At 58.6% G+C, this 25,400-nt stretch carries 25 protein-coding genes and 1 tRNA gene; 13 read left to right on the top strand and 13 right to left on the bottom strand.

What is annotated here, in order from left to right; all coding sequences use genetic code 11:
* Window positions 1-27: 27 nt before the first annotated feature.
* From WA302_RS05590 to uvrY, 4 genes are all read right to left on the bottom strand, one after another.
* Window positions 28-103 (bottom strand) — tRNA-Gly (locus WA302_RS05590).
* A gap of 144 nt (window positions 104-247) precedes the next feature.
* Window positions 248-796, bottom strand: coding sequence for a CDP-diacylglycerol--glycerol-3-phosphate 3-phosphatidyltransferase (pgsA, locus tag WA302_RS05585; RefSeq protein ID WP_004927937.1), 549 nt, complete (start codon window positions 794-796; stop codon window positions 248-250).
* Window positions 797-854: 58 nt separating this feature from the next.
* On the bottom strand, window positions 855-2,687 hold the full coding sequence (uvrC, locus tag WA302_RS05580; protein WP_025302361.1) for an excinuclease ABC subunit UvrC: 1,833 nt from the start codon (window positions 2,685-2,687) through the stop codon (window positions 855-857).
* Window positions 2,680-3,336: a UvrY/SirA/GacA family response regulator transcription factor gene (gene uvrY / locus WA302_RS05575; protein WP_004927947.1), complete on the bottom strand. Its 657-nt coding sequence runs from the start codon at window positions 3,334-3,336 to the stop codon at window positions 2,680-2,682. Before uvrY ends, uvrC begins: the two co-directional genes overlap by 8 nt.
* A 702-nt stretch (window positions 3,337-4,038) precedes the next feature.
* Here uvrY and WA302_RS05570 point away from each other — a divergent pair.
* Window positions 4,039-4,263 carry a DUF2594 family protein gene (locus WA302_RS05570; RefSeq protein WP_004927950.1) on the top strand — a complete coding sequence of 75 codons (225 nt, stop codon included), beginning with the start codon at window positions 4,039-4,041 and terminating at the stop codon, window positions 4,261-4,263.
* Window positions 4,264-4,384: 121 nt separating this feature from the next.
* Entirely contained in the window at window positions 4,385-4,726 is a 342-nt protein-coding gene (locus tag WA302_RS05565; protein WP_025302360.1) for a GlpM family protein, read from the top strand.
* Window positions 4,727-4,743: 17 nt separating this feature from the next.
* Here WA302_RS05565 and WA302_RS05560 read toward each other — a convergent pair whose 3' ends face one another.
* Window positions 4,744-5,175, bottom strand: a complete 432-nt coding sequence (locus WA302_RS05560) for a hypothetical protein (RefSeq protein WP_261456194.1) — start codon at window positions 5,173-5,175, stop codon at window positions 4,744-4,746.
* A 170-nt stretch (window positions 5,176-5,345) separates the two neighbouring features.
* Complete coding sequence (locus WA302_RS05555; RefSeq protein WP_127146676.1) at window positions 5,346-5,660, bottom strand: hypothetical protein; 315 nt, start codon at window positions 5,658-5,660, stop codon at window positions 5,346-5,348.
* Window positions 5,661-6,202: 542 nt separating this feature from the next.
* On the opposite strand from WA302_RS05555, the gene WA302_RS05550 reads away from it, so the two are divergent.
* Entirely contained in the window at window positions 6,203-6,562 is a 360-nt protein-coding gene (locus WA302_RS05550; protein WP_025302358.1) for a hypothetical protein, read from the top strand.
* A gap of 40 nt (window positions 6,563-6,602) precedes the next feature.
* Here the strand turns inward: WA302_RS05550 and WA302_RS05545 are convergent, their stop codons facing one another.
* Genes WA302_RS05545 through WA302_RS05530 form a run of 4 tightly spaced genes read right to left on the bottom strand, consistent with a single transcriptional unit; the run spans window position 6,603 to window position 10,192 of the window.
* Window positions 6,603-7,871, bottom strand: coding sequence for an NAD(P)/FAD-dependent oxidoreductase (locus tag WA302_RS05545; protein ID WP_025302357.1), 1,269 nt, complete (start codon window positions 7,869-7,871; stop codon window positions 6,603-6,605).
* Entirely contained in the window at window positions 7,864-8,124 is a 261-nt protein-coding gene (locus WA302_RS05540) for a (2Fe-2S)-binding protein (RefSeq protein WP_025302356.1), read from the bottom strand. The genes WA302_RS05545 and WA302_RS05540 overlap by 8 nt, the downstream gene beginning before the upstream one ends.
* On the bottom strand, window positions 8,121-9,245 hold the full coding sequence (locus WA302_RS05535) for an NAD(P)/FAD-dependent oxidoreductase (protein WP_025302355.1): 1,125 nt from the start codon (window positions 9,243-9,245) through the stop codon (window positions 8,121-8,123). Before WA302_RS05535 ends, WA302_RS05540 begins: the two co-directional genes overlap by 4 nt.
* A complete protein-coding gene (locus tag WA302_RS05530) occupies window positions 9,245-10,192 on the bottom strand; it encodes a 4-hydroxyproline epimerase (protein ID WP_193402858.1) in 948 nt (315 codons plus the stop codon). The genes WA302_RS05535 and WA302_RS05530 overlap by 1 nt, the downstream gene beginning before the upstream one ends.
* A 389-nt stretch (window positions 10,193-10,581) precedes the next feature.
* On the opposite strand from WA302_RS05530, the gene WA302_RS05525 reads away from it, so the two are divergent.
* The 5 genes from WA302_RS05525 (at window position 10,582) to WA302_RS05505 (ending at window position 16,879) form a co-directional block, all read left to right on the top strand.
* Window positions 10,582-11,436 carry an AraC family transcriptional regulator gene (locus WA302_RS05525; RefSeq protein ID WP_261456193.1) on the top strand — a complete coding sequence of 285 codons (855 nt, stop codon included), beginning with the start codon at window positions 10,582-10,584 and terminating at the stop codon, window positions 11,434-11,436.
* Window positions 11,437-11,644: 208 nt separating this feature from the next.
* Entirely contained in the window at window positions 11,645-12,565 is a 921-nt protein-coding gene (locus WA302_RS05520) for a dihydrodipicolinate synthase family protein (RefSeq protein WP_049204282.1), read from the top strand.
* A 54-nt stretch (window positions 12,566-12,619) separates the two neighbouring features.
* Window positions 12,620-14,236 carry an aldehyde dehydrogenase (NADP(+)) gene (locus WA302_RS05515; RefSeq protein ID WP_336063251.1) on the top strand — a complete coding sequence of 539 codons (1,617 nt, stop codon included), beginning with the start codon at window positions 12,620-12,622 and terminating at the stop codon, window positions 14,234-14,236.
* A gap of 44 nt (window positions 14,237-14,280) precedes the next feature.
* Entirely contained in the window at window positions 14,281-15,846 is a 1,566-nt protein-coding gene (locus tag WA302_RS05510; RefSeq protein WP_025302350.1) for an APC family permease, read from the top strand.
* A 19-nt stretch (window positions 15,847-15,865) separates the two neighbouring features.
* Entirely contained in the window at window positions 15,866-16,879 is a 1,014-nt protein-coding gene (locus tag WA302_RS05505; RefSeq protein ID WP_060447434.1) for an Ldh family oxidoreductase, read from the top strand.
* Between the two features lie 45 nt (window positions 16,880-16,924).
* Here WA302_RS05505 and WA302_RS05500 read toward each other — a convergent pair whose 3' ends face one another.
* The 3 genes from WA302_RS05500 to WA302_RS05490 form a co-directional block, all read right to left on the bottom strand.
* Window positions 16,925-17,605 (bottom strand): hypothetical protein, encoded by a 681-nt coding sequence (locus WA302_RS05500; protein ID WP_025302348.1) that lies wholly within the window; start codon window positions 17,603-17,605, stop codon window positions 16,925-16,927.
* 177 nt (window positions 17,606-17,782) lie between these two features.
* The gene (locus WA302_RS05495) at window positions 17,783-18,211 is read right to left on the bottom strand and encodes a universal stress protein (protein WP_025302347.1); all 429 of its coding nucleotides are present in this window, start codon (window positions 18,209-18,211) and stop codon (window positions 17,783-17,785) included.
* Between the two features lie 180 nt (window positions 18,212-18,391).
* Window positions 18,392-19,108 (bottom strand): LuxR family transcriptional regulator, encoded by a 717-nt coding sequence (locus WA302_RS05490; protein ID WP_025302346.1) that lies wholly within the window; start codon window positions 19,106-19,108, stop codon window positions 18,392-18,394.
* A 334-nt stretch (window positions 19,109-19,442) separates the two neighbouring features.
* On the opposite strand from WA302_RS05490, the gene WA302_RS05485 reads away from it, so the two are divergent.
* From WA302_RS05485 to WA302_RS05465, 5 genes are read left to right on the top strand one after another with little or no spacing between them, the layout of a single operon-like run.
* Complete coding sequence (locus tag WA302_RS05485) at window positions 19,443-20,972, top strand: 3-hydroxyacyl-CoA dehydrogenase NAD-binding domain-containing protein (protein ID WP_089195743.1); 1,530 nt, start codon at window positions 19,443-19,445, stop codon at window positions 20,970-20,972.
* A 9-nt stretch (window positions 20,973-20,981) separates the two neighbouring features.
* Window positions 20,982-22,193 (top strand): acetyl-CoA C-acyltransferase, encoded by a 1,212-nt coding sequence (locus WA302_RS05480; RefSeq protein WP_089180754.1) that lies wholly within the window; start codon window positions 20,982-20,984, stop codon window positions 22,191-22,193.
* A 15-nt stretch (window positions 22,194-22,208) separates the two neighbouring features.
* On the top strand, window positions 22,209-23,420 hold the full coding sequence (gene hemA / locus WA302_RS05475) for a 5-aminolevulinate synthase (RefSeq protein ID WP_025302343.1): 1,212 nt from the start codon (window positions 22,209-22,211) through the stop codon (window positions 23,418-23,420).
* Window positions 23,417-24,589 carry an MFS transporter gene (locus tag WA302_RS05470; protein WP_043141814.1) on the top strand — a complete coding sequence of 391 codons (1,173 nt, stop codon included), beginning with the start codon at window positions 23,417-23,419 and terminating at the stop codon, window positions 24,587-24,589. The genes hemA and WA302_RS05470 overlap by 4 nt, the downstream gene beginning before the upstream one ends.
* A complete protein-coding gene (locus WA302_RS05465) occupies window positions 24,582-25,301 on the top strand; it encodes an enoyl-CoA hydratase-related protein (RefSeq protein ID WP_261456189.1) in 720 nt (239 codons plus the stop codon). The genes WA302_RS05470 and WA302_RS05465 overlap by 8 nt, the downstream gene beginning before the upstream one ends.
* Window positions 25,302-25,400 lie beyond the last annotated feature (99 nt).

The raw sequence follows: 25,400 nt of genomic DNA, 5'->3' as shown, positions 1-25,400 counted from the left end.
TTCCAAAGAACTCTGCAGATCAAAATTTGGAGCGGGAAACGAGGCTCGAACTCGCGACCTCAACCTTGGCAAGGTTGCGCTCTACCAACTGAGCTATTCCCGCATTACCAGAACTGACTGATTTCTTTGCTATCTTTCGGCAATTCATCGTTGTCGTCTGATGCGATGCATTCTACTTACCTGACGTGATGAGTCAATAAAATTGTTGGCGCATCACGATCGTTTGCCGATTTTTGCAGCGTATCGATCACGGTTCCAGCAGATCGTTGCGTGCCGCGTTCAAATATTGAAACATCGACCAGAAAGTCAGCACCGCCGCGATATACAGCAAACCAATCGCCACATACTCTACGGAGCGATCCGGCCGCCACAGCAGGCCCACCAGCGACATCATCTGCGCCATGGTTTTCACTTTGCCAATCCAGGACACCGCCACGCTGCTGCGTTTGCCAATTTCCGCCATCCACTCACGCAGCGACGAAATGATGATTTCACGGGCGATCATGGTGGCCGCCGGCAGCGTGATCCACCAGCTGTGGTAGTGCTCCGCCACCAGCACCAGCGCCACCGCCACCATCACTTTGTCAGCGACCGGATCCAAAAACGCCCCGAAGCGCGTTGTTTGTTTCCAGCGGCGTGCCAGGAAGCCGTCAAACCAGTCGGTGACGGCGGCAAACACAAAGATAACGGCGCAAACCATCGGAGCCCAGTTGAACGGCAGATAAAACGCCAGCACAAAGAATGGGATCAGAACTACGCGAAACAGGGTAAGCCAAGTCGGTATATTCAATTGCATAATGCTACGGTAACTATCTGGCTAGAGTGGAAATTAAGAGTATGTTGCTACATTGCCCTCAGTGTTTCAATGCATTGTAGATCTTTTCTGCCAATGCTTGTGAAATACCCGGCACTTTTGCAATTTCCTCCACGCTGGCGTTCAACAAAGGTTGCAGTCCGCCCATATACTTCAACAGCACCTGGCGCCGTTTCGGCCCTACGCCTTCAATCAGCTCCAATGCGCTGGTATTTCTGACTTTCGCCCTTCTCTGCCGGTGACCGGTAATCGCATGATTGTGCGAATCGTCGCGGATGTGTTGGATCACATGCAGCGCCGGCGAATCCGGCGGCAGAGAAATTCCCTCGCCTTCCGGGACGAAGAACAACGTTTCTAACCCGGCCTTGCGGTCGGCGCCTTTGGCGATGCCGATCAGCAACGGCTTATTCTTGTCCCAGGTGACGTTCAGCGATTTGAATACCTCGATCGCCATGCCGAGTTGCCCTTTACCGCCGTCGATGAAGATGACATCCGGGATCTTTTTCTCTTCCAGCGCCTTGCCGTAACGGCGCTTCAGCACCTGCGTCATCGCCGCGTAGTCATCACCAGGCGTGATGCCGCTGATATTATAGCGCCGATACTCCGCTCGCACGGGGCCGTTACCGTCGAACACCACGCACGAAGCCACGGTCTGCTCGCCCATGGTATGGCTGATATCGAAGCACTCCATGCGGTTGATTTCCGTCAGGTTCAGCACCTTGGCCAATTCCGCCAGCCGCTGATGAATAGTCGACTGCTGCGACAGCTTGGTCGTCAACGCCGTTGCCGCGTTGGTGCGCGCCAGCTTCAGATAACGGGCGCGATCGCCGCGCGGTTTGCTTTGAATTTGGATCTTGCGCCCCGCCAACTCGGAGAGCGATTCCGCAAGCAGGTCTTTTTCCGGCAGGCTGAAATCCAGCAGGATCTCGCCGGGCAGCGTGCGCGCCTGGCTGCCTTGCAGATAGAACTGACCAACAAAGGTCTGCACCACCTCACTCATCTCCGTACCACCCGGCACTTTAGGGAAATAGCTGCGGCTGCCCAGCACCTTGCCCTGTCGGATGAACAGCACGTGCAGGCACGCCATACCGGCATCGAACGCCACGCCAATCACGTCCAGATCGTCGCTGTCGCCCGACACGAACTGCCGCTCCGTGACGCGGCGTACGGCCTGAATTTGATCGCGAATGCGCGCCGCCTCTTCGAAATTAAGCAGTTTGCTGGCTTCTTCCATGCGCGCAATCAGCTGGTGCAATACCTGTTGATCTTTGCCTGAAAGGAACAGCCGCACGTAGTCCACCTGCTGCCGATATTCTTCTTCACTCACCAGGCCGGCGACGCAAGGCCCCAGACAGCGGCCGATCTGATACTGCAGACACGGACGTGAACGGTTGCGATACACGCTGTTTTCGCACTGGCGGATCGGGAACAGCTTCTGCAGCAGCGCCAGCGTTTCGCGTACGGCGTAAGAGTTGGGAAAAGGCCCGAAATATTCGCCCTTGGCGTGTTTGGCGCCGCGATGCACCGCCAAACGGGGATGGGTATCCGCGCTGAGAAAAATCAGCGGATAAGATTTATCGTCTCGCAAAAGAACATTATATCGCGGTTGGTACAATTTAATGTAGTTATGTTCCAACAACAGCGCTTCCGTTTCGGTATGGGTAACCGTTACGTCTATTTGTGCGATATTTTTAACCAGCGTCTCGGTCTTACGGCTGCTGACCTGCTGCCGAAAGTAGCTGGCGAGACGCTTTTTCAGGTCTTTGGCTTTACCGACGTAGATCACCGTTCCCGTGGCGTCGTACATACGATAGACGCCGGGTTGGCTGGTGACGGTACTCAGGAAGGCTTTGGCATCAAAACGATCATTCACTGCTTAACAACGTCTCCGCATTGAACAATCCATGTCGGATGGCCAGGTGAGTCAATTCGACGTCGCCGCTGATATTCAGTTTGCTGAACATGCGGTAACGGTAGCTGTTCACCGTTTTTGGGCTGAGACTCAGTTGCTCCGAGATCTCATTCACTTTTTTGCCTTTGGTGATCATCAACATGATCTGTAACTCGCGTTCAGACAGGCAGCTGAACGGCGTTTCAGCCTGCGGCTCCAGCTGACTCAAGGCCATCTGCTGAGCGATGTCAGACGCGATATAGCGCTGCCCCGCATGCACGGAACGCAAGGCGTTAATCACTTCTTGCGGCGCGGCGCCCTTGCTCAGGTAACCGGCGGCCCCCGCCTGCATCACCTTCGCGGGCAAAGGATTTTCAGTATGGATGGTCAACATGATGACTTTGACGTCGGGCGCATAACGCACAATCTTGCGCGTGGCTTCCAGCCCGCCAATGCCCGGCATATTCATGTCCATCAGCACGATATCGACAGCGTTGCCACGGCACCATTTTACGGCGTCTTCACCGCACTGGGCCTCACCGACAACTTTTATACCTTTGATATCTTCAAGAATGCGTCGTATCCCTGCGCGCACCAGTTCGTGGTCATCAACAAGAAGAACGCTAATCAAGGAAAAATCTCCAAAAAAAGGGAGTAACGCAATCGGCCTCTGTTTTCGCCAGAGATATTACTTGTTTTTCAGACAAGAATGAACACAGATTAATACATACTTTCGAATAACTTTGCGGAGCAGAGCTGATTTTTCAATTTTAGCCGTCTATGCCGCCGATAAATCGTCACGTCGGAAAACATCAGGCGACGAAAATAATTCCGCGGCGCTGTACCAGACACAGGATAGCGCGACAATCATGCTGCGAGTGAGAAATCTGTGTAAGCAATCACGACATGAATAATATTAACACGGCTATTGGCTATTTGTAATCATTTGATATTTAAAGGCGTAGCCAAATCCGCTGCCAACGCGGGTCTGGCAACCCACGGTCGAAACTATTATTCCCGGCAAACGCCGCTAAAATCGGTGTACTACGCTCCAAATAATTATAATAACCCCATCGTTCAACAATAACGTGCCGGACAAATACTTGTTAACCACCTCGAAATAACTTGCCGATAGAGGATGATTCGGACAAGCAATGAGCGAACGTTGCCCACCCGCGTGACCGGAGCAAGCCCGGTGCAGATGATGGACGCATGCTATGCTATACTCCGCGCCCAGTTAAATTCGCCACCGCGCGCGACAACTGTTTAGCCCACGCGCGGTGCGCCAAAGCAGCTTGTATCAGGCTACGGCCTCAAAAAATCAGGAGAGAAAATGAGCAACGTTGATTTCACTACGTCTGCAAACCCGGAAATCTTGGCGACCGAGGTTGCCTGCCTCAAAGCTACGCTGACGCTGATCCTGAAGTCGATCGGCCAGGCCGACGCCGGGAAAGTCATCATCAACATGGAACGTTTCATTGCCCAGATTGAAGATCCGACTCAGGCGGAAATCTTCAAGAACAGCATTCAGCAAATCAAGCACGCTTACCGCCAGTAAACGTTGCCTCTCAGACCCGCGTTTCATGCGGGTCTGTTTTTCCCCGCGCTACGCAACACGCCATTGATCTTGCACAGACTTTCGGGCAGTGTGTTGACTTTCCTCCACACCCGAGACCGTTATGGGCATCCTTGTCAAAGCGCTGATCGGCGCGCTGGTCGTGGTTCTGATTGGCCTGTTGGCCAAAACGCGCAACTATTATATCGCCGGTTTAGTCCCGCTCTTCCCCACTTTTGCTTTGATTGCGCATTATGTTGTCGGCAGCGAACGTTCAATAGCGGCGCTAAAAACGACGCTGATTTTCGGCATGTGGGCGGTGTTGCCCTACCTGGTGTATTTGATTTCGCTGTATTTCCTGATTAACAGTCTGCGGCTGTCGTTAGCGCTGGGCGCGGCGGTACTGTGCTGGATTGCAGCGGCGTGGCTACTCATTACGCTGTGGGGATGGTGGCAAGGGCGTTAACGCCCTTGCCGGAAATGTTACGGCCGCCCTGCCAGCAAAACGAAGCCTCTCTGCCGATCGCCCGCGATACGCAGATAGCGGCTTTCACCGGCGCGCAGCGTCATCGGTACACTGCCGCCGGTCTCACGCCAAATACACAGATTATTCTCGATCATATCTTGCCCGATACTGACCGTAATATTGCCTGGCGGCACGCGAAATTCTGCTTTCTCTTTCGACCCCAGCGAAGCGGCGAACTCCCCATTCACATAGACGCCGGTGCGACAGCTCCCCGCTAGCATTCCGCTGTCGCGCACCACCACTACCGTAGCGTAAGGCGTATCCGGGATATTCTGATAGAGCATCAGACGGCTTGGGGGCGGCAATTCAGCCTGTTGCGGCGGTACGACTTGAGTCGCACATCCCGTCAACAGTGCAGAGGCAAATAACAACGCGGCGTAATGCTTCATCCTTGGCTCCTGAAGAAAATAATGCTTATCGTAACAAGAGAATAGCTGTCTCCAGTAGCATTCATACTGCAGAGACGAAAAAATCGGATAACTTCCCACTCACCCACAAACCGGCAGGCATAAGAAGATTCTGCATTAAAGCTATTGAAATAAAGGCGATTCTTGCAGATTTAAAACTTGACCATGCCACGTTGGATATCTGCCGCAAAAGCACCACTGACGTAACTGAAACCATCCTGCGTGACGTAAACTCGGGTATGACCGGTCTCTGATAACACCGCCACCATATATCCCAGGCTGATCATTTCATGTGATGGAACGTTCATTGGGGTTAGAAATCCGCGTCCGCGGCACCACTGATAAAAGCGAGTTCGCCCATATCCCAACACGGCCCCCACATCGGAGAGGTGCTTGAAAGTATCATAATCCTCTGATGGTGAAGGTAAACCGTCATGACTTTCAGGCGTTTTCTTTATCCCAGACAAAATAAACTCCTTTTTTGACGCTGTCGCGTACGATTACCCTTCCTCTAAAATGAATTTAAAAAATCCAAATTTAAAATGCAAATGAATTCCCTGTAACTAAAAGCCTTCCCCAGAAAAAACCCGGAAATAAAACCCCAATAAAAAAACAGAAATAAAAAAATAGAGTATTAATACCGAGTATTAAATCCTTGGCATGGGTAAATATCCTAAATAAAAATAATAGTCAGGCAAGATAAGAACATACTTAGCACGCGTATTATTTCACTCATCAAAACGATGCAATTGCGCTCGGATCATTACGGCATAAAAAGAATGAATAAAACCAGCACCACATCGACCCACCTTCGTCGTGTGGTCGCAGATCCCTACAGACTTCCCCAATGTGCCACATCCTCTCTCAACGCGGCACTTCCTCAATCACACCTAAACAATAACCATTATCATTTCCAATTATTCCGCCAGTTTATTACACTTTCCTACCTCGCCAGTTAGGAACATTCCTAGTCGGAGAGCCTCAGGACAGAGAAAGAGTTAGGGACACCATGAAGAATTACCGTTGTTTGATTGTTTTGCCGCTTTTGATGATGACCGCCTGCACCCAATGGGAAAGGCCCGGCGCGGTCGAGAGTACCCGGGATGCCGAATATGCCGAATGCCGCAGCCGCGGCTACGATCGTTTTCCTCCGGACGTGGTGCGGGACGTGGAGTTCAGCTACGAAAACAAATACATCCCTTGCGAGAAAAATAAGAAAGATTGCCCATCGGGATACCGCTATGACAAAGAGCCGTCGATTAAGACGGTGCAGACCGACCGCAATCAGTCCGCCCGAAACGCCACCATCGAAGCCTGTATGTACAGCAAAGGTTGGCGAGAGAAAACCTACTATTGGCCGCAATGGTGATGTGGCGGCGTTTGCCTAGGGTGACATGCCGCTAATCCATTCAGCCGTCGTCATCACTTCGGTTCAGCCCCAGCGCAACCAGTGTTTCCGCCCTGACCGGCGTTAAAGGCACACGCGGCGGTGGCAAAGGCCAGCCCAAAAGCTGCCTCGCCGCCGCCGCGCAGACTTTACCCTGGCATGCCCCCATGCCACAGCGGCTACTTAGCTTAGCCGTGTTCCAATCCGGCTGATGGCGGACCTGTTCCAGCGCGACGTCTTCGCAGCGGCACAGCAGCGTCTGCGGTTTGGCCAGAGAATTCATGCGTTCATCGAGCGTAAAAGCGGCCGCTGTCGCCGTGGCGAAACGCCGCCACCGCTGCCGCTGCGCCATCATAAAATCGGCTTTTTCCTTCTGACCGGTGGCGGCATAACCGGCGATGGCGCCTTCGGTGAGCGCCAATTCACTGCCGCCGATGCCGGTACATTCCCCGGCGGCATAAATTTGCGCCTGGCTGGTTTGCTGACAATGATCCACCGCTACGGCACCGTGTTCTATCCGACACCCCAGCAGCATGGCCAACTCAATGTTCGCCACCAATCCAAAACCGCAGGCTAACCTGTCGCAGGCGATCGTTCTTTGCCGCCCACCGTTATTGACGTGCACCGAGGTTAAACGGTCTTGCCCCAACGCCGCCAGCACCCGGCTACCGGCACGATAACGATGCGGCATCAGAGAAAACGCCTGATGCAGCTTGGCTGGCCAGCGCCACAAGCCGCCCGCAAACGCCGCCAACCGCCAAAGCGGTGCCTGCTCAGCCACCAGCACCACCTCGCCGCCGGCCTGTTTTACGCTGTTCGCCACCGCCAACAGCAGTGGACCACTGCCTGCTATCACTACTCGCTCACCGCGGATTGTCAGCCCTTGCTTGATTTGCGCCTGTAGACCACCGGCGCCGGTCACCCCCGGCAGCGTCCAGCCGGGAAACGGCAACAGGAGTTCACGAGCGCCATTGCATAAAATCAACTTTTGATAGCGAATCACGCCGCAGCCTTCGGCATCTTCATATGCCAATCGGTTAGCGCCACACTGCGCCACCAGCTTGCAGCCGGACTGCAGCGCAATATTTTCCTTCGTCACCACCGCCTGCCGATAGCGGTTCGCCATTTCAGGCAATGCCACCTGCGGTCCATCTCGCCAGATTTGTCCGCCTGGATGTGGATTATCATCAATCATTCGTACCTGACCACCACTTTCCGCAGCGGCCAGCGCCGCCGCCATGCCGGCCGGCCCAGCGCCGACGATCAGCACCTCACAGTCGAAGTTACTCATCATCGCTCCTCTCGATGCGCATGCCGGCTTGGCACAGCGTCTGGCACGCCAGGCGACGCAGACCGTTAATGGTCACCCGGCACTCCTGACAAATGCCCATGCCGCAAAAGGGGGCCCGTGGTTGGTGTGAAATCGACAACCGGCAACGATCGTCACCGCACAGGCTGAGTGCCGCAGCAACGCTGAGGCCAACCGGCACCCGCCGGTGCTCTCCATCGATACTCAACGAGAGCGTATTTTGTCTTTCATTCATACAGGCAGCTCCTCGACGGCAAACGCGCGCGCCGCCAAATAGGGGGAATCATCAATCTCCGGCGTTTGCCGGCCGATCTGCGCAGTAATCAGCGCGGCACTACCAAGGGCGGTTGTGACACCCAATCCCTCGTGCCCCAGCGCCAACCACAGCCAGGAATGCCGCGGATGTGCGCCCAACAACGGCAGCCCGTCGGCAGAGGCGGCGCGCAGCCCGGTCCAGCAGCGAATGATGTTCATCTGCGCCAGTGCGGGCAAGAAATGCTGCGCACGCTTGAGCATCGCCGCCAACACTGGCATGTCCAACGCCGAATCGACGGCGTCGAACTGGCGGGAAGAGCCGATCAGCCATTGTCCGGTGGGCCGTGCCTGCACATTGAATGCCACCGACGTACCGTCGCTGGCATGCGCGCTGGCGCCATATCCCAACTCCACCAGTTGATGCCGCACCCGCGGCGGGTAGCGATCGGTGATCGCCAGATGGCCCTTCTTGGCGTGCAGCAAAGCCTGCGGCAATAGGCTATTGGCCCTGAGGCCACAGGCCAGGACTACCAGTGGCGCAGCCAGGCGCCTGCCATCCGCCAGCCTCACTGCCCCTTCCTCCAATGCTGTCGCTTCGCCATGTACCACGTCGATCGCCGCACTACCGTCGTCCAACAGCCAGCGAGCCACGAGCGGCGCATACACAATGCCGTCGGCCGGCACCCGCAGCCCACCGGCCAGGCCGTGCCGCAGCATCGGCTCCACGGCAGCGATCTGCTCCGCCGTCAGCAGTTCCGCAGTCACACCCTGCTCCGCCAGCCGCGCCCGCTTTTGTTCGGCAATGCCCATTTCATCCGTTTTATCCGCCAGCCATAGCGTTCCGCAGCCGCGCCAGGCACACGCTTGCGGCATCCGCCCCGTCACTTCACGCCATAACCGCAGCGAATAAGCGCTCAACGCCAGCTCAGCCGGATTATCGTCCATGCATACCAGATGCCCCATGCCGGCGGCGGTCGCACCGGCGCGACGATCGTCCACTACCGAGACACGATACCCTTCCCGCGCCAACCGCCAGGCACAGGCAGCGCCGATGATGCCGGCGCCGATCACGATGACATCGGCTTTCTGTCCGGTGCCCATCAGCGTATTCCCCAGACAAAGGGATCGCGTTCGTCGAGCAGCAGTTGGCTATCGGCACACACATAGGCCTGCCCGCGAATAAAAGGAGTAATACGTTCGCCATTCCAGCGGTAATAGGCCTGGAATTCGCTACCGATCACGCTGACCTGCCGCCACTGCGTTTCCGGTGGCAGTTTGCCGTCCGCCGCCAGACACGCCAGTTTGGCGCTGGTACCGGTACCGCACGGAGAACGATCATAGGCTTTGCCGGGGCACAACACGAAGCTTCGGCTGTCGGCCTGCGGATCGTCACCGAACAGTTCGATATGGTCTATCACTCCGCCGTCTTCACCGCAGATGCCCGCCTGTTCCAATGTCTGCCGCACCGCCCAGGTGAACGCGGTCAATGCCTCCAGATTTTGTCTATCGATAGGTAACGGCGACTCGCCGATCAGGAAGAACCAGTTACCGCCCCAGGCGATATCCCCCGTCACCGGCCCGTATCCCCCAACCTCAAGCCGCACCTGGCGACGGTAACGATAAGCCGCCACGTTCTCCACCGTGACGCTGCCGTCGTCATGCAGCGTGGCGTTTACCGTGCCGACCGGGGTCTCGATGAGATGGCACCCGGCGTGGATGCGCCCCAGGTGCGCCAGCGAAGCGATCAGCCCGATAGTGCCGTGCCCGCACATACCCAGATAGCCGCTGTTGTTAAAGAAGATCACCCCAGCGGTGGCCTGCGGCGAGCAGGGGCGACACAGCAGCGCCCCCACCAGCACGTCATTGCCGCGCGGTTCGAGCATCACCGCGCAGCGCCAATCGTCATAATGTTGTGCGAAACGCGCCCGCCGTTCCGCCATGCTGCCCTCGCCGAGATCGGGAAACCCTTCCACGATCAGACGTGTCGGCTCTCCGCCGGTATGAGAATCGATCGCCCGCAAAGCGGTGATATGCGCAGAAAGTGCCATCGGCGTCTCCTGAGTTAATGGGATGTTACCAATGGCATTAGCCTGAACGAATGTGAGCATGGCGGCTTGATGCGTTTCGGCGCGGCGAATGAAGAAATCAGCACAGTGATAAAAGTCAGGTCTGACGCGGCGCGGGTATACGCTTAACGAATGCCATAATAATGACTTATTTATCATATTGTTATTTCCATGCTAAACCTTTATGTAGCGAGAAACACCGCAGTTTTCAAGCAACTGCCAAACACCGCCCGGCAAAAGTATGCGGCAATCCGCATATTTAGCAGCCGGACGGAAATAGCGCTTGCTTCGTTACAGAAAAGTTAATATTGATGCGAAAGTGCCAACCTGGCCCGCCTGTTTTTCCGGCTAACGACCGAAAAGGGACTGTTATGCGATCCACTTCAGACTATCAGCCTCCGGTTTCTCTCTCGCCGCCTTCGCTTGTTGGGTTGCCGGAGCAGGAGGACGTTTTTGCCGTCGAACATCTATCGCGTCTGTGCGACGGACTGGCGCAACAGCGCCCGAACAACCTGCGCGATCTGCTGAATACGCTGGCGCTGATCGCGCCGTTGCTGAACGCGATCCCGAACGTGGTGTTCTTTATCAAAGACGCCCAGGCTCGCTACCTGCTGGCCAACCTCACGCTGGCCAAGCGCTGCGGTTTCAAAACCGTCACGCCGCTGCTGGGCAAGACCTCCGCCGACGTTTTTCCCGCTCAGCTCGGATCCGGCTACACCGAGCAGGATCTGCGGGTATTGCGCCACGGCGTGCTGATCCAGGATCAACTGGAGATGCACCTGTACAATGGCCGAGAAACCGGCTGGTGCCTGACGCAAAAGCTGGCGCTGTATGACGCGCAGGGAAGAATCATCGGTATGGCGGGTATTTCTCACGACCTGCAGGAGGCCAGGGCCAATCACCCGGCCTACCAACGGCTGGCGGCGATCGACGTGCATATCCGCCGCCACTACGCGCGACCGCTCGCGCTTGAAGAGCTGACGGCGCTGACCGGGTTGTCGGTGGCGCAGATCGAACGCTACTGCAAACGTATCTTCCACCTCACCCCGCGCCAGATGATCCATAAAGTGCGGCTGGAAAAGGCCACGGAACTGCTGGCCGGCGATCTGCCAATCACCGACATCGCGCTACAGTGCGGCTATACCGATCACAGCGCCTTCAGCCGTCAGTTCAAAGCGATGACCGGCTCCACGCCGCGCGATTTCCGCCTGACGCTTTCCGCTTAACGCGCTGATTTACCTGGTTACCTCCCTCTCCTCACGACGCACCGGCGCCTGGTTTTTTTCATGCCGCTTTCCGCCGCCATTGTGCCAATTTCGTCGCGGCAATCGGCGAAAAGCGTCAAGCCTCCCTGCGCAATACCGGTCAATCTGTCGGTGAGCCTTACTAAAGATTCACTTTTCATTAACACTTTCGGACGACAGGACAAACACTATGAGCCATAAAGCCATAAGCTGGAGCGGCGTATTCCCGGCGGTGACGACCCAGTTCCGCAACGATTTCTCTCTGGACCTCGACGCCACCCATACGGTGATCAAAAACCTGGTGCGCGACGGCGTCTCCGGTCTGGTGGTGTGTGGCACCGTCGGTGAAAACACCTCGATGACGATGCAGGAAAAGTTGGCGGTGATCGAAGTGGCGAGAGACGCCGCCGACGGCAAAGTGCCGGTGATCGCCGGCATCGCCGAGTTCACCACCGCCTTCGCGCAGAACATGGCGCGTGAAGCGCAAAAGGCCGGTGTCGATGGCATTATGGTGATGCCGGCGCTGGTTTATTCCGCCAAGCCGCACGAAACCGCCGCACACTTCCGCAGCGTCGCCGGCGCGACCGATCTGCCGATCATGGTCTACAACAACCCCCCCATTTACAAAAATGACGTCACACCCGACATCCTGACCTCGCTGGTCGACTGCGAGAACATCGTGTGTTTCAAAGACTCCTCGGGCGATACGCGCCGCTTTATCGACCTACGCAACGAAGTCGGCGATCGCTTCGTGCTGTTCGCCGGGTTGGACGATGTGGTGCTGGAAAGCATCGCCGTCGGCGCGCAAGGCTGGATCTCCGGCATGTCCAATGCTTTCCCGCGCGAAGGGGAAACCCTGTTCCGTCTGGCTAAGGAAAAGCGCTATGAGGAAGCATTGGCGCTGTACAGCTGGTTCATGCCGCTGCTGCACCTCGATGCCCGCCCCGATCTGGTGCAATGCATCAAGCTCTGCGAACAGCGGGTTGGCCGCGGCAGCGCCGTCACTCGCCCACCGCGCCTGGCGCTGCAGGGGGAAACGCTCACCGAGATCAATGCCGTGATCGATAAAGCGCTGGCCACTCGTCCTGCGCTGCCGAACGTCGGCCTGTAACGCCTTCACCGCCCGGCCAGGCCGGGCATCGCTCTTTATTTACCGGGGGAACCCATGCCCAACGAACGCCACGTCGCCATCAGCGGCCAACAATTTATCGGCGGCCAGCGCCGCGCCGCAGGGGAAGCTGCGCTGCTCAGCCTGCGCGCCGACGACGGTCAGCCGACCGGCTACCGCTTCCACCAAGCCACGGCGGCTGAAACCGCCGCCGCCGCCGAAGCCGCTGCCACGGCCTTTGTGCCCTATTCGCAACTCAGCGCCGAGCAACGCGCGAACTTTTTGGACACCATCGCCGAGGAGCTAGATGCCTTGGACGAAACCTTCTTCGCCCTCGCCACACAGGAAACGGCCCTGCCGCCGGCGCGCTTGAGCGGCGAACGCGCCAGAACCAGCGGTCAGATGCGGCTGTTCGCCACGCTGCTGCGGCGCGGCGATGTCGAAGGCGTGCGCATCGACTGCGCGCTGCCGCAGCGTTCCCCCCTGCCGCGCCCCGATCTGCGTCAATACCGCACGGCGCTCGGCCCGGTGGCGGTATTCGGCGCCAGCAACTTCCCGCTGGCGTTCTCCACCGCGGGCGGTGATACCGCCGCCGCGCTCGCCGCCGGCTGCCCGGTCGTGTTCAAAGCGCACAGCGGCCATATGATCACCGCCGAGCTAACCGCTCAGGCGATCGAGCGCGCACGGGAACGCACGGGGATGCCCTCTGGCGTCTTCAACATGCTCTTCGGCAACCGCGTGGGGGCCGATTTAGTACAACATCCGGCGATTCAAGCGGTGGGATTCACCGGCTCGCTGCAAGGCGGCCGGGCGCTGTTCGATCTGGCGATGCAACGTCCCCAACCTATTCCGGTCTTCGCCGAAATGTCGAGCATCAACCCGGTAGTGATCCTACCCAAGGCGCTGGCGCGGCGCGGGCAGCACATCGCGCAGGAACTGGTCTCTTCCTTCACGCTCGGCTGCGGTCAGTTCTGCACCAAGCCCGGCGTGATCGTCGCGCTGCGCGGCGCCGCCTTCGATCGGTTAACCGAAACGATGAGCGCCCTGGTCAACGCCGCCGAGCCGCAGCCGATGCTGAATGCCGGCACCCTGGAGCACTACCGTCACGGGCTGGCGGCCCTCGATGCCCACCCGGGTATGCGGCGGCTGGCAGGCCGAAGCGAAACGCCTGCTCTTCGGGCGGCGGCGCAGCTTTATCAGGCGGAGAGGGCGCTGTTGCTGCAGGCCGACCCGCTGCTGCAACAGGAGGTCTTCGGCCCGGCCAGCATCCTGGTGGCGATGGATAACGAAGCGCAGCTGCATGCGGCGCTAACGGCATTGCAAGGCCAGTTGACCGCCACGCTGCTGGCGGACGACGACGATCTCGATATGGCCGCCGGGCTAACGGCTCTGTTGGCGCGCAAAGCCGGTCGGGTGCTATTCAACGGGTACCCGACCGGGGTGGAAGTGTGCGACGCCATGGTGCACGGCGGCCCTTACCCGGCCACCAGCGACGCACGCGGCACCTCGGTAGGCACGCTGGCGATCGAGCGTTTCCTGCGGCCAGTTTGTTTGCAAAACACCCCTGCAGCGCTGTTGCCGCCGGCGCTGCAGGACGCCAACCCGCTCAACCTGCTGCGACTGGTTAACGGCGCTTACACCCGAGATCCCCTGGTTTCACCTGCCCAACATTAGCCCGGCCGCATCTGCCTGCCACTCAATAACAAAAGGGTAATACCATGACAACCCAAGGCAAATTCAAGAAGCAGCTTACGCTCACCGATCTGACATTCATCGGTCTGGGCGCCATCTTCGGCTCCGGTTGGCTGTTCGCCGCCAGCCACGTCTCCTCCATCGCCGGCCCGGCCGGCATCTATTCCTGGCTGATCGGTGGCCTGGCGGTGCTGCTGCTCGGCATCGTCTACTGCGAGTTGGGCGCCGCTCTGCCGCGCGCCGGCGGCATCATTCGCTATCCGGTATTCTCGCACGGTGAACTAATGGGTTACCTGCTGGGGTTTATCACGCTGATCGCCTTCTCCAGCCTGATCGCCATCGAAGTCGTCGCCGCCCGGCAGTACGCTGCCGCCTGGTTCCCGTTCCTCAGCCAGCCGGGGTCCGGCGATCCAACAGCGATCGGCTGGCTGGTGCAGCTGGCGCTGCTGTGTTTTTTCTTCGCGCTCAACTACTACAGCGTCAAAACCTTCGCCAAATCCAATAACCTGATCAGCGTGCTGAAGTTTCTGGTGCCCCTGCTGGTGATCGTGGTGTTGTTCAGCTTTTTCAAACCGGAAAACCTGCACAGCCAGGGCTTTGCCCCTTTCGGTTCCGCCGGGGTTGAGGCCGCCATTTCCGCCGGCGGCATCATCTTCGCCTACCTCGGCCTGACGCCGATCATTTCGGTCGCCAGCGAGGTGCAAAGGCCGCAGCGCACCATTCCTATCGCGCTGATCCTGTCGGTGGTGCTGTCCACCATCATCTATGTGCTGCTGCAGATAGCGTTTCTCGGCAGTATCCCTAGCGAGATGCTAAGCGGTGGCTGGGCCGGCATCAGCCAACAGTTCTCCCTGCCGTTCCGCGACATCGCCATCACGCTGGGCATGGGATGGCTGGCGTTTCTGGTAGTCAGCGACGCGATCGTTTCGCCGAGCGGCACCGGCAACATCTATATGAACGCCACGCCTCGCGTGATCTACGGTTGGGCGCGCGCCGGCACCTTCTTCAAACTGTTCACCCGGGTGGATAGCGAGTCCGGTATCCCGCGTCCGGCGCTGTGGTTGACCTTCGCTCTCTCGGTATTCTGGACGCTGCCATTCCCGTCCTGGGAAAAGCTGATCGGCGTGGTGTCCGCCGCACTGGTGTTGAGCTACGCCATCGCCCCGGTCACCGCCGCCGGGCTGCGGCGCAATGCGCCCGATATGCCGCGTCCGTTCCGGGTGCGCGCTTTCTGCGTGCTCGGCCCGCTGTCGTTTATCATTTCGGCGTTGATCGTCTTCTGGTCCGGCTGGGACACCGTCTCCTGGCTGCTCGGCTTGCAGATCCTGATGTTCTTCATCTATATCCTGTTCAAAAATCAGGTGCCGACCCACGCCGTTAGCCTTCGGCAGCAAATTTGGTCCTCGTTGTGGCTGATCGTCTTCTATGCGCTGGTGATCGGGCTTTCCTACCTCAGCAGCTTCGGCGGCATCGGCGCTATTGCCCATCCGTGGGACACCTTCACCATGGCGGTGATTGCGCTGGCGATTTACTACTGGGGCGCCTATACCTGTTTACCCCAGGCCAATTTTATCGGCGATGAAGAAGAATGAACCCAGGGGGGACATCGAGATGACATCCATGCACGTTCTGTCGTTGGAACAGGCTTATCAACTGGCGCTGCGTACGCTGCGCAGCAACGGTTTCAATCAGGCACATGCCGAAGCGGTGGCGCAAAATGTCACCCAGGGCGAACGCGACGGCTGCGCTTCTCACGGCTTATACCGGCTGTTGGGCTGCGTGCGATCGCTGCGGGTAGGCAAGGTCTCTGCCGATGCGGTACCCAAGTTGTTCGACCAGGCGCCGGCCATCTTGCGTGCCGACGCCGGCGGCGCGTTTTCCCTGCTGGCCTACCGCACCGCTCTGCCGGCCTTTATCGGTAAGGTGCGCGCCAATGGCATCGCCGCGCTGGCGATCAACCGCTGCGTGCATTTCTCCGCGCTGTGGGCCGACATAGAACCGCTAACCGAACAGGGGTTGGTGGCCTTCGCCTGCACACCCAGCCACGCGTGGGTGACGCCGGCCGGCGGTTCGCGTCCGCTGTTTGGCACCAACCCCATCGCCTTCGGCTGGCCACGCCCGGATCGGCCGCCGTTTTTATTCGATATGGCCACCAGCGCGGCGGCGCGCGGCGAAATCGAACTGCACCACCGCGCTGGCACCCCGCTGCCTGAAGGCTGGGGCATTGATAAGGCAGGCAATCCGTCCACCGATGCCGCCAGCGTGTTGGAGGGCGCGATGCTGACCTTCGGTGGGCATAAGGGCTCGGCGCTGGCGGCGATGGTTGAATTGCTGGCAGGGCCGCTGATCGGCGATATGACCAGCAAGGAATCGCTGGCCTATGACAACGGCACCGGTTCGTCGCCTTACGGCGGTGAGTTGATCATCGCGTTGGATCCCGAGCGTTTTCTCGGTGCGGATAAGGCGAAATATTTCGCCGGAGCAGAAGCGATGTTTGCCGATATGCAGGCGCAAGGCGCACGCATCCCCGGCGAGCGGCGTTATCGACAGCGGCGGCAGAGCGAGCAATACGGCGTGGAAATTCCCAGGACATTGTACGACGAAATAATGGCGCTGTGCGATTAGCGCCGGATTGATGCCCCGCGCCGGCAACCCGGCGCGGGGAAAGGCTTATCCAGCCTGAGCCAGATCGCTGTGCAGGCGCTTGCGCCACACCGGTTTGGTGTCCCAACGGGCGAAGTGTTTCGCCTCTTTACCCGGCTGCACCTGATGCCACATGTCTTCTTGCCACCGGATCGGTTCCTTTCCTCGCAACGTTGGACGGGTCTGTTTAATCGTCCGTTGCAAGACGCTCGCTTCTTCCGCAGAAATGTTCGGCGCCTGTCTGGCGGCGTCCAGCGCACGGCTTCCCAGCGGCGCCATCACCTGATACAACACGTTGACCTGCTGCAGCGTCGCTTGCTGATTAGTGCTCATCCCCTTACCCGACCAACCGTCGAAGTTTTCACCGGGATCGTCCCCCTGCGCACGATACTCATTACCAGGCCCCTCGACGATGTTCCATCCTTGCCAGGTCACCAGAGTGTGTAATCCATCGCGATCCTGCAGGTTTTTATTCTTGATCTGTGTGATCACCTCGGCACGGTTTGGCACACCGATCAGGTTCATAAACTCGTCCAGCGCGTTCCAATGCTGCCCCGCCACCAGACCATTCCAGACATTACGCAAACAGTTCCAAGGAATGGTGTGATGCCAGGTCAGCGTGATAAGCGGTTTGGTTGACGCATGTTGCCAACGGCTCGGTTCACTGCCCCGATCGCCTCTAATGATCCCATCAACTTCTAATGGCATAGCTGCCCCTCTTCTGGCTGAGATGAAGAATATGCGCAAGGCCGGTGGCCCGGGTGGCATAAAAACGTCAGCTAAAATCGTAGCAGCTCACACTGAGATGGCAATAAAACGCAAGGCACGCTCTGCCGCAGACCGGCAACCGCAGAGCGCGCCCGAAAACGGTGGGCTTAAGAGGGATTATCTGACCACCATCACCGAAATATTGGCATGGCGAACGATGGCGGCGGCGTTAGATCCCAGCAGATAGGTTTTCACGCTCGGGCGCCGTGAACCGATAATGATCAGGTCGGCGTCGATCTCTTCCGCCAGTTCCAACACCTGATCGCGCGCAGAACCGAAGCTGACGGTGTAATTAAGGCGATCCAACGGCAGATCGATTTCCGACATGATTTTCTTCAGTTTGTCCACCGCCTTCACCTCCGCCTGATTCTCAAATTCCTTGAGACCGAACGAATAGGCAGTAACAAAAGCCGAGGCATCCGGCAGCGCATGGAAGAAATGCACTTTAGCGCCGGACATCTTCGCCAAATATTCCACATGCTTCAGCGCATGCTCGGTCAACAGATCCTCTTCAATATCGATCGGCACTAAAATAGTCTTGTACATATCACATCCTTTCTATGTAAACCGGGTGCCAACAGAATACTGCCGCGCACGGGCGCGGTGAATCGCTTTATCACGCTTTTGTGATCGGGGGGTAAATACTGATAAGGATAGCTTTTAATTTAACAAAATATAAACATCACACCGATAACGGATAGGCGATTAATTATTTATTTCTCGAGATTAAATCAGCTGTAAATAAACCGCTTTGGCGGTGGCGGCGGTCTTATTGGCGACAGAAAGTTTTTTAATCGAGTTGCCTATGTGGAAATTGATCGTGCGCTCGCTCACCCCCATCAACAGCGCGATCTCTTCCGCCGTTTTCCCTTCGCTGCACCAGCGTAAAATGTCTTTTTCGCGCAGCGTCAGCACGTCTTTTATCGCGTCGTCGTTCACCGATATCAAGGCTTCACGCAGCGTTTTATGGGCGGTTTGCGCCAGCCAAAGGAAAAAGGTTTCATTTGCCGCACGCGCTTGTGGCGTTTGCTCCGGTAGCGCTGTGCCGGCAAACGTCAGGATCCCCAGCCTGCCATAGCAATCCTTGACCGACTGCGACCAACCGGCGCACAGGCCAAACTGCGCCATACGTCGCCAAAGCGTCGGCCGATCGTGATAAAAACGTTCGTCCCACTGGAACTGCAGCGTGGAATGGTGAGCGCGCTCAATGACCGGATCCTGCAAATACACCCGCTGCCGCCGATAATCTTCGAGATACTCTGCTGAAAAATTACCTTCGATCAGCATCTTGGGGCGGCTGGCCGGATAACAGGAAAACACGATGTAGGAGAAATAATCAAACCCCAACGCCTCGGCGCAGGGCCCCAGTTGCGTCAGAAAGCATTCGCGATCGGCCAGGCTGCCAATCACCTCCGCCATGAGCCGTTGAGTGCGGGTATCCATAACGCAGGTTCTCCAGATAGCGATGCCGATTATCGATAGGTCAGACTCACTATAGAATATCGCCGCCCGGCGCCAGTAGCCGTTTCATATAATAAAAAATACCAACGCTATAACGAAAACAGCTATTCCCCTTAAAATAAGCCTTTTTATTGCGCCGAACAGGAAAACTACGCGAATAGCATAATCCCTTCAGGACGTAAACCTGTCATTTCTACCGTTAGACAGCCAGGACACCGCCAATTACTTTCCAAACAGGCACCCGGTGCCGCCGTAAATCCAAAGAGATAATAAGCATTTGCGAATTTCGCATGGCATACAGTGACGGGGATTTTCTATGGCAGAAAGTAATGCGGCAATTCAATCGGCTGCGATTATCGGCGCGGGAACGATGGGCAGAGGTATCGCTTATCTTTTCGCGCAAAAAGGCATTCGTACGGTGCTTTATAATCGCAACGGCAATACCCTCAATCAGGCTCGCGAATATATCGCGCAAGACCTGAACAAGAAAGTCGAACAGGGCAAGATCGCGCTGCAGGATAAAAGCTCAGTGCTGGCCAATCTGGTGTTCTCGACGGCGCTTGAGGCTATCGCCGACAGCGAGTTGGTGATAGAAACCATCGCTGAGCATGAACAAACCAAACTTGAGGTGTTGGCGGCCATCGCCGCGGTGGTCAAGCCCGATACGCTGATCGCCACCAATACCTCCTCACTGTCGCTTAACAAGCTGGCAACCGCGGTGACGCACAGCGAGCGGTTTATCGGTTTGCACTTTTTCAACCCTGCGCCGCTGATGAAACTGATTGAAATCATCCCGGCCTACTTTACCGCACATGCCACCACGGAACGTTGCCGTCAACTGGTGGCCGCGTTGGGGAAACGCGATGTCGTCTGCCAGGCCACGCCGGGGTTTATTGTTAACCGCATGGCCCGCCCCTACTACCTGGAAGGGTTCCGCCTGTTGGAAGAACACGTGGCGCGCGCGCCGCAGATCGACCGTGCCCTCAAGGCCGGCGGACACTTCCGCATGGGGCCGCTCGAGCTGACCGATTTTATCGGCCAGGACATCAACTATCAGGTCAGCCGGCAAATCTGGCAGGACATGCAATACGACCCGCGCTATACCCCCGGCCATCTGCAGCGTTCGCTGGTCGATGCCGGTCTGTTGGGGAAAAAGAACGGCCGCTCCTATTTTGCCGCCGAAGAAACCGCCCCGCCGGTGACGGCCGCCATCGATGCAGACGTCGAGACGCTGCGCGTTTACGGCGAACACCCTTTTTTTACCCTGTTGCAACAGCAAGCCGCACGTCAGTGGCCACAGCTGCGCGTGGAACAACGGCCGGCCTTACCGAGCCTGGGGCCGGCCGTCCAGATCAATGGCGCATTCACCGTCAGCATCACCGATGGCCGCACGGCGAGCCAGTTAGCCGAGCAGACGACGGCTGACGCTTTTGTGATCGACATCGCCCTGAACTACGCCGACACGGCGTATCTGGTTGCGGCGCACAATCGCTATGCCTCTGCGGCCAATAAGGCGCTGTTTTTACGCCTGCTGCACACTGCGATCCCGCAGGTTGAATTTATCAAAGATTCCCCGGCGCTGATCGTCGCTCGCGTCCTCAGCAGCCTGATCAATGAGTCGGTGATCATGGTGGAAAGCGGCGTCTGCAGCCGGGAAGACATTGATGTCGCCGCCGTCGCGGGCGTTAACTACGCCGGCGGCATTTTCGACTGGCTCGGCAAACTGGGGGAGAAAAACGTCAGGACGACGCTGAGCAATCTGGCGCAACTGCTGCACGCAGCGCGCTATGCGCCGCATTACACCCTTCTGCACGCCGCGCAACCGGCGCTGACGACCACGCCTTGAGGAGCCATGATGAACATTAACGATGACGGCGTTTATCTGATCGACGGCACGCGCACGGCGATCGGCGCCTATGGCGGCAGCCTGGCTCATACCCGCCCCGACGACATGGCGGCGACGATCATTCGCGGCCTGCTGCAGCGCCATCCGGCGGCGGAAACGCATCTGGACGAAGTGGTTCTGGGCTGCGCCAATCAGTCCGGCGAAGACAACCGCAACGTCGCTCGCATGGCAACACTGCTTTCCGGGTTGGATCCGTCGGTGCCGGCCATCACCCTCAACCGCCTTTGCGCATCCGGGTTGGATGCGGTGATCTACGCCGCGGCGAAAATCCGCAGCGGCCTCAGCGAACTGGTTTTGGCCGGCGGTGTGGAAAGCATGAGCCGCGCACCCTATGTGCTGAGCAAGGGCGAAACGCCGTTCGACAAAGGCGTGAAGCTGTATGACACCACGTTGGGATGGCGCTTCGTCAACCCGCGGCTGGCGGAGCGCTACGGCAGCGACCCGCTGGGCATCACGGCGGAAAACGTGGCCCAACGGCAACATATCTCACGCGAGGAACAGGATCTGTTCGCGCTGGGCTCGCAGCAAAAAGCCCGCCGGGCGATCGACAGCGGCCGGCTGGCGCGGGAAATCACGCCCGTGGACGTGCCGGCGGATCGTAAAACCACCCGCACATTCGCGCAGGATGAATTTCCCCGGCTCAGCACGTTGCAACAGCTGCAGGCGCTGAAACCGGCGTTCTCCGCCGGCGGTTCGGTCACGGCGGGCAACGCTTCCGGCATCAACGACGGCGCCGCCGCGCTGCTATTGGCTTCCGGTCGCTACGTGAAACGCCAGGGCTGGCAACCGCTGGCGGAGATCGGCGACAGCGCGGCCGCCGGCGTTGAACCGGCGCTGATGGGGCTGGGGCCGATCGCCTCCACCGAGCGCTTACTGCAGCGCGGCGGGTTCACCTTGAACGACTTCGACATCATCGAGATTAACGAAGCGTTCGCCTCACAGGTTCTGGCGGCGCTGAAACACTGGCGCATCGACGCCAACGACGCGCGGGTCAACCCGAACGGCGGCGCCATCGCGCTCGGTCATCCGCTGGGGATGTCCGGTGCGCGCCTGGTGCTGTCGGCGGCGCTGGAATTACGCGACCGACAAGCAAGCAACGCATTGGTGACGATGTGCGTCGGCGTCGGTCAAGGCCTGTCATTAAACCTTAAAGCCGTTTAACACAAGGAACATACGATGAGCGTACTGAACATTCTTGAAGAAAAGCTGGCGGAAACCAAAAAACAGGGGCGTTTTCGCGAGTTTCTCAACCTTGAACGCGGCGTGCAGGACAAACCCTGGGCCACCAGCCACGGGCACCACGGCGAGCGCCGTCTCAACGTCTGGTGCTCGAACGACTATCTGGCAATGAGCCACCACCCCAAAGTGCTGCTGGCCACCACCGACGCGGTTAACCGGGTCGGGCTGGGCACCTGCGGCGCCCGCAGCATTTCCGGCACCTCGGTCTACCACAGCGAGCTGGAAACGCTGCTGGCCAGCGCCTACGGCAAAGAGTCGGCGCTGCTGTTCACCACCGGTTTCGGCGCCAACGACGCCACCTTATCCACCCTGTGCGACGCCATTCCCGATCTGATCGTGTTCTCCGACGAACTGAATCACGCCTCGATGATTTACGGGATTCGCTACAGTAAAGCGGAGAAAAAAATCTTCCGCCACAATGATGTAGCACACCTCGCCGAGCTGCTGCAGGCCGCCGATCCGGCGCGGCCAAAGCTGATTGCCTTCGAGTCGCTGTATTCCATGGACGGTGACTTTGCTCCCCTGGCGCAGATCGTGGCGCTGGCGGAACAGTATCAGGCGCTGACCTATCTCGACGAAATTCATTCGGCCGGCGTGTATGGCGAACGGGGATTGGGCTATGCCGAACAGCTGGGCCTGTTGGATAAAATCACTATTATCCAAGGCGGATTCGGCAAGTCTTACGGTGCGGCGGGTGGCTATATCGCCGCGCCCCGCTCGGTGGTGGAAGCGGTGCGCAGCTGGGCGCCGGCATTCGTCTTCAGCACCTCGTCACCGGCGCCGGTGGTAGCCGCCGCGTTGGCCAGTTTTAGATACAACCTCGAGCATGACACCCAGCGCAAGCACCTGCTGGCGATCGTCGATCACCTGAAGACCGGCCTGCGCGCCGCCGGCATCCCGCTGGTGTCGGCAGACAGCCATATCCTGCCGCTGCTGGTCGGCGATCCGCACCGCAACAAACACATCAGTAAAGTGCTGCTCGATGAGCATGATATTTACGTGCAACCGGTCAATGCCCCGACGGTGCCCGCAGGCAGCGAGCGACTACGGGTAACGCCGACCTCGGCACATTCCCATGCCGACGTGGAGACCTTCCTGGCGGCACTAGGCCGGGTCTGGGCAGCGAACGATCTGCGGAGGGCAGGATGAAGTTAGCGGATTATAACGGCCATCTGATCACGCTCTGCCTGATGGCGACCGGTACCTTCGCCATCGGCACAGACGCTTTTATCGTCGCCGGCGTACTCAGCGATATTTCCGACACCTTTGCCGTCAGCCCCGCGCAAGCGGGGCAGTTGATATCGGTATTCGCGCTGGCCTATATGCTGTTCGCCCCCCTCACCGCCTGGCTGCTGGGCAACGTCAACCGCAAGCATATCCTGCAGTTGGCGCTGGTGCTGTTCATCGCCGGCAACCTGGCCTGCGCCTGGGCCACCAGCTATCTGCAGATCGCGTTCGGCAGAGTGCTGGCGGCATTGGGGGCGGCCTGTTACACGCCGCAGGCCGCCGCCGCCGCGGTGGGGCTGGTGGCGGAAAAACGCCGCGGCCTGGCTATTTCCATCGTCTATGGCGGCATGACGTTGGCTATTGCGCTCGGCATTCCGTTCGGTACCTTTCTCGCCAAACTGATCGGCTGGCGTGAAATCTTTCTGTTCATCGCCCTGCTGGGGGCGATTGCGCTGCTGGGCCTGTCGTTGGCGCTGCGCGCCATTGCGCCATCGGGCAAGCATTCGCTGAAAGAGCGGCTCGCCCCGCTGCGGCAAAAGGCGGTGCTGACTACGCTGCTGATCACCTTTTTTGCCGTTTGCTCGGAACACATCGTCTACAGCTACGTCAGCGTGTTGCTGAAAAACACCCAGTTCGGCCCTGAGGCGATCCTGCCCCTCGCGTTGCTGGTGTTCGGCATTGGCGCGGTGATCGGCAATTTTGCCTCCGGCGCGTTAACCGATGCCCTCGGCAGCAAGTTCGTGCTGCTGTTTTCCGTGGCGATCCAGACGCTGTCTCTGTTTTTGCTGGCCTTTTATGTCACCTCGCCCTGGTGGGTACTGGCCATCTTCCTCGTCTGGGGCATTACCGGCTGGATGTACCTAGTACCGATCCAGCATCACCTGTTGTCGCTATCGAAACGCTTTGGCGCGCTGACCGTGTCGCTCAACAGCTCGGTGTTGTACGCCGGCATCGCGGCGGGCGGGATGCTGGGCGGCCTGACGCTCTACGCGCTGCCGGCCTATTACCTGCCGCTGTTTTCGCTGCCGCTCGGCGCCATCGCCCTGCTGCTGACGCTGTTGTTTTTCCGGGGAGAAGCCAGCGATGAGTGAAGTTCTTCCGGTGCTTTATGAGCGCCATGGCGCGCAGGTTGCGGTCATCACCCTTAATCGGCCGGAAAAAAAGAACGCCATCAACCTGCAGATGGCCGAGTTGATCCGCACCTACCTGCGGCAGGCGGATAACGATGACTCGGTGCGAGCGATCGTGCTGGCCGGCCAACCGGCGGTATTTTCCGCCGGCATGGATATCAACGCCTTTCATCAGGGTGAACTGCCCATCGTCACGCCGGAGGGGTTTGGCGGGCTGATCCATGCACAGATTGCCAAGGTGATCATCGCCGCCGTTGACGGCATCGCGTACGGAGGCGGATTTGAGCTGGCGCTGGCGTGCGATCTGATCGTCGCCGGCCAGAACGCACGCTTCAGCTTCCCCGAAACCGGGCTCGGGTTAGTCGCCGCACAAGGTGGGTGCGCGCGCTTGCCGACGCGTATCTCCCCCTATGTCGCGCTCGACTGGCTGCTGACCGGCAGAACCGTCGGCGCACAGGAGGCGCTGTCACACGGCGCCATTTCCCGTATCAGCGAGGGGACGGCCCGGGAAGAAGCGCTGCGCATCGCCGAACAGATCGCCGGAAAAGATCTTGCTGCCAGCCAAGCGGTGAAGGCCATCGTGCGCCAGGGGCTGGCACGGCAAGAAGCCCCCTCATTCGATTTTCAACAAGGCCCGGTCGAGCACCTGCGTCAGGCCGCCGCCCGCCGATAATGCCCCTGCCGGTTCGTCTGAACCGGCATTTCCCGTTTGTCCTCCACCGCTCATTTTACGCAGCCCGCTTCTCGGCGCTGGGTTACACTGCCGGTAGTC

Origin of the sequence: Serratia sp. 201, from assembly GCF_037027545.1 — a bacterium.
GTDB lineage: Bacteria > Pseudomonadota > Gammaproteobacteria > Enterobacterales > Enterobacteriaceae > Serratia > Serratia bockelmannii.
This window is presented reverse-complemented; position numbering and strand designations above follow the sequence as displayed.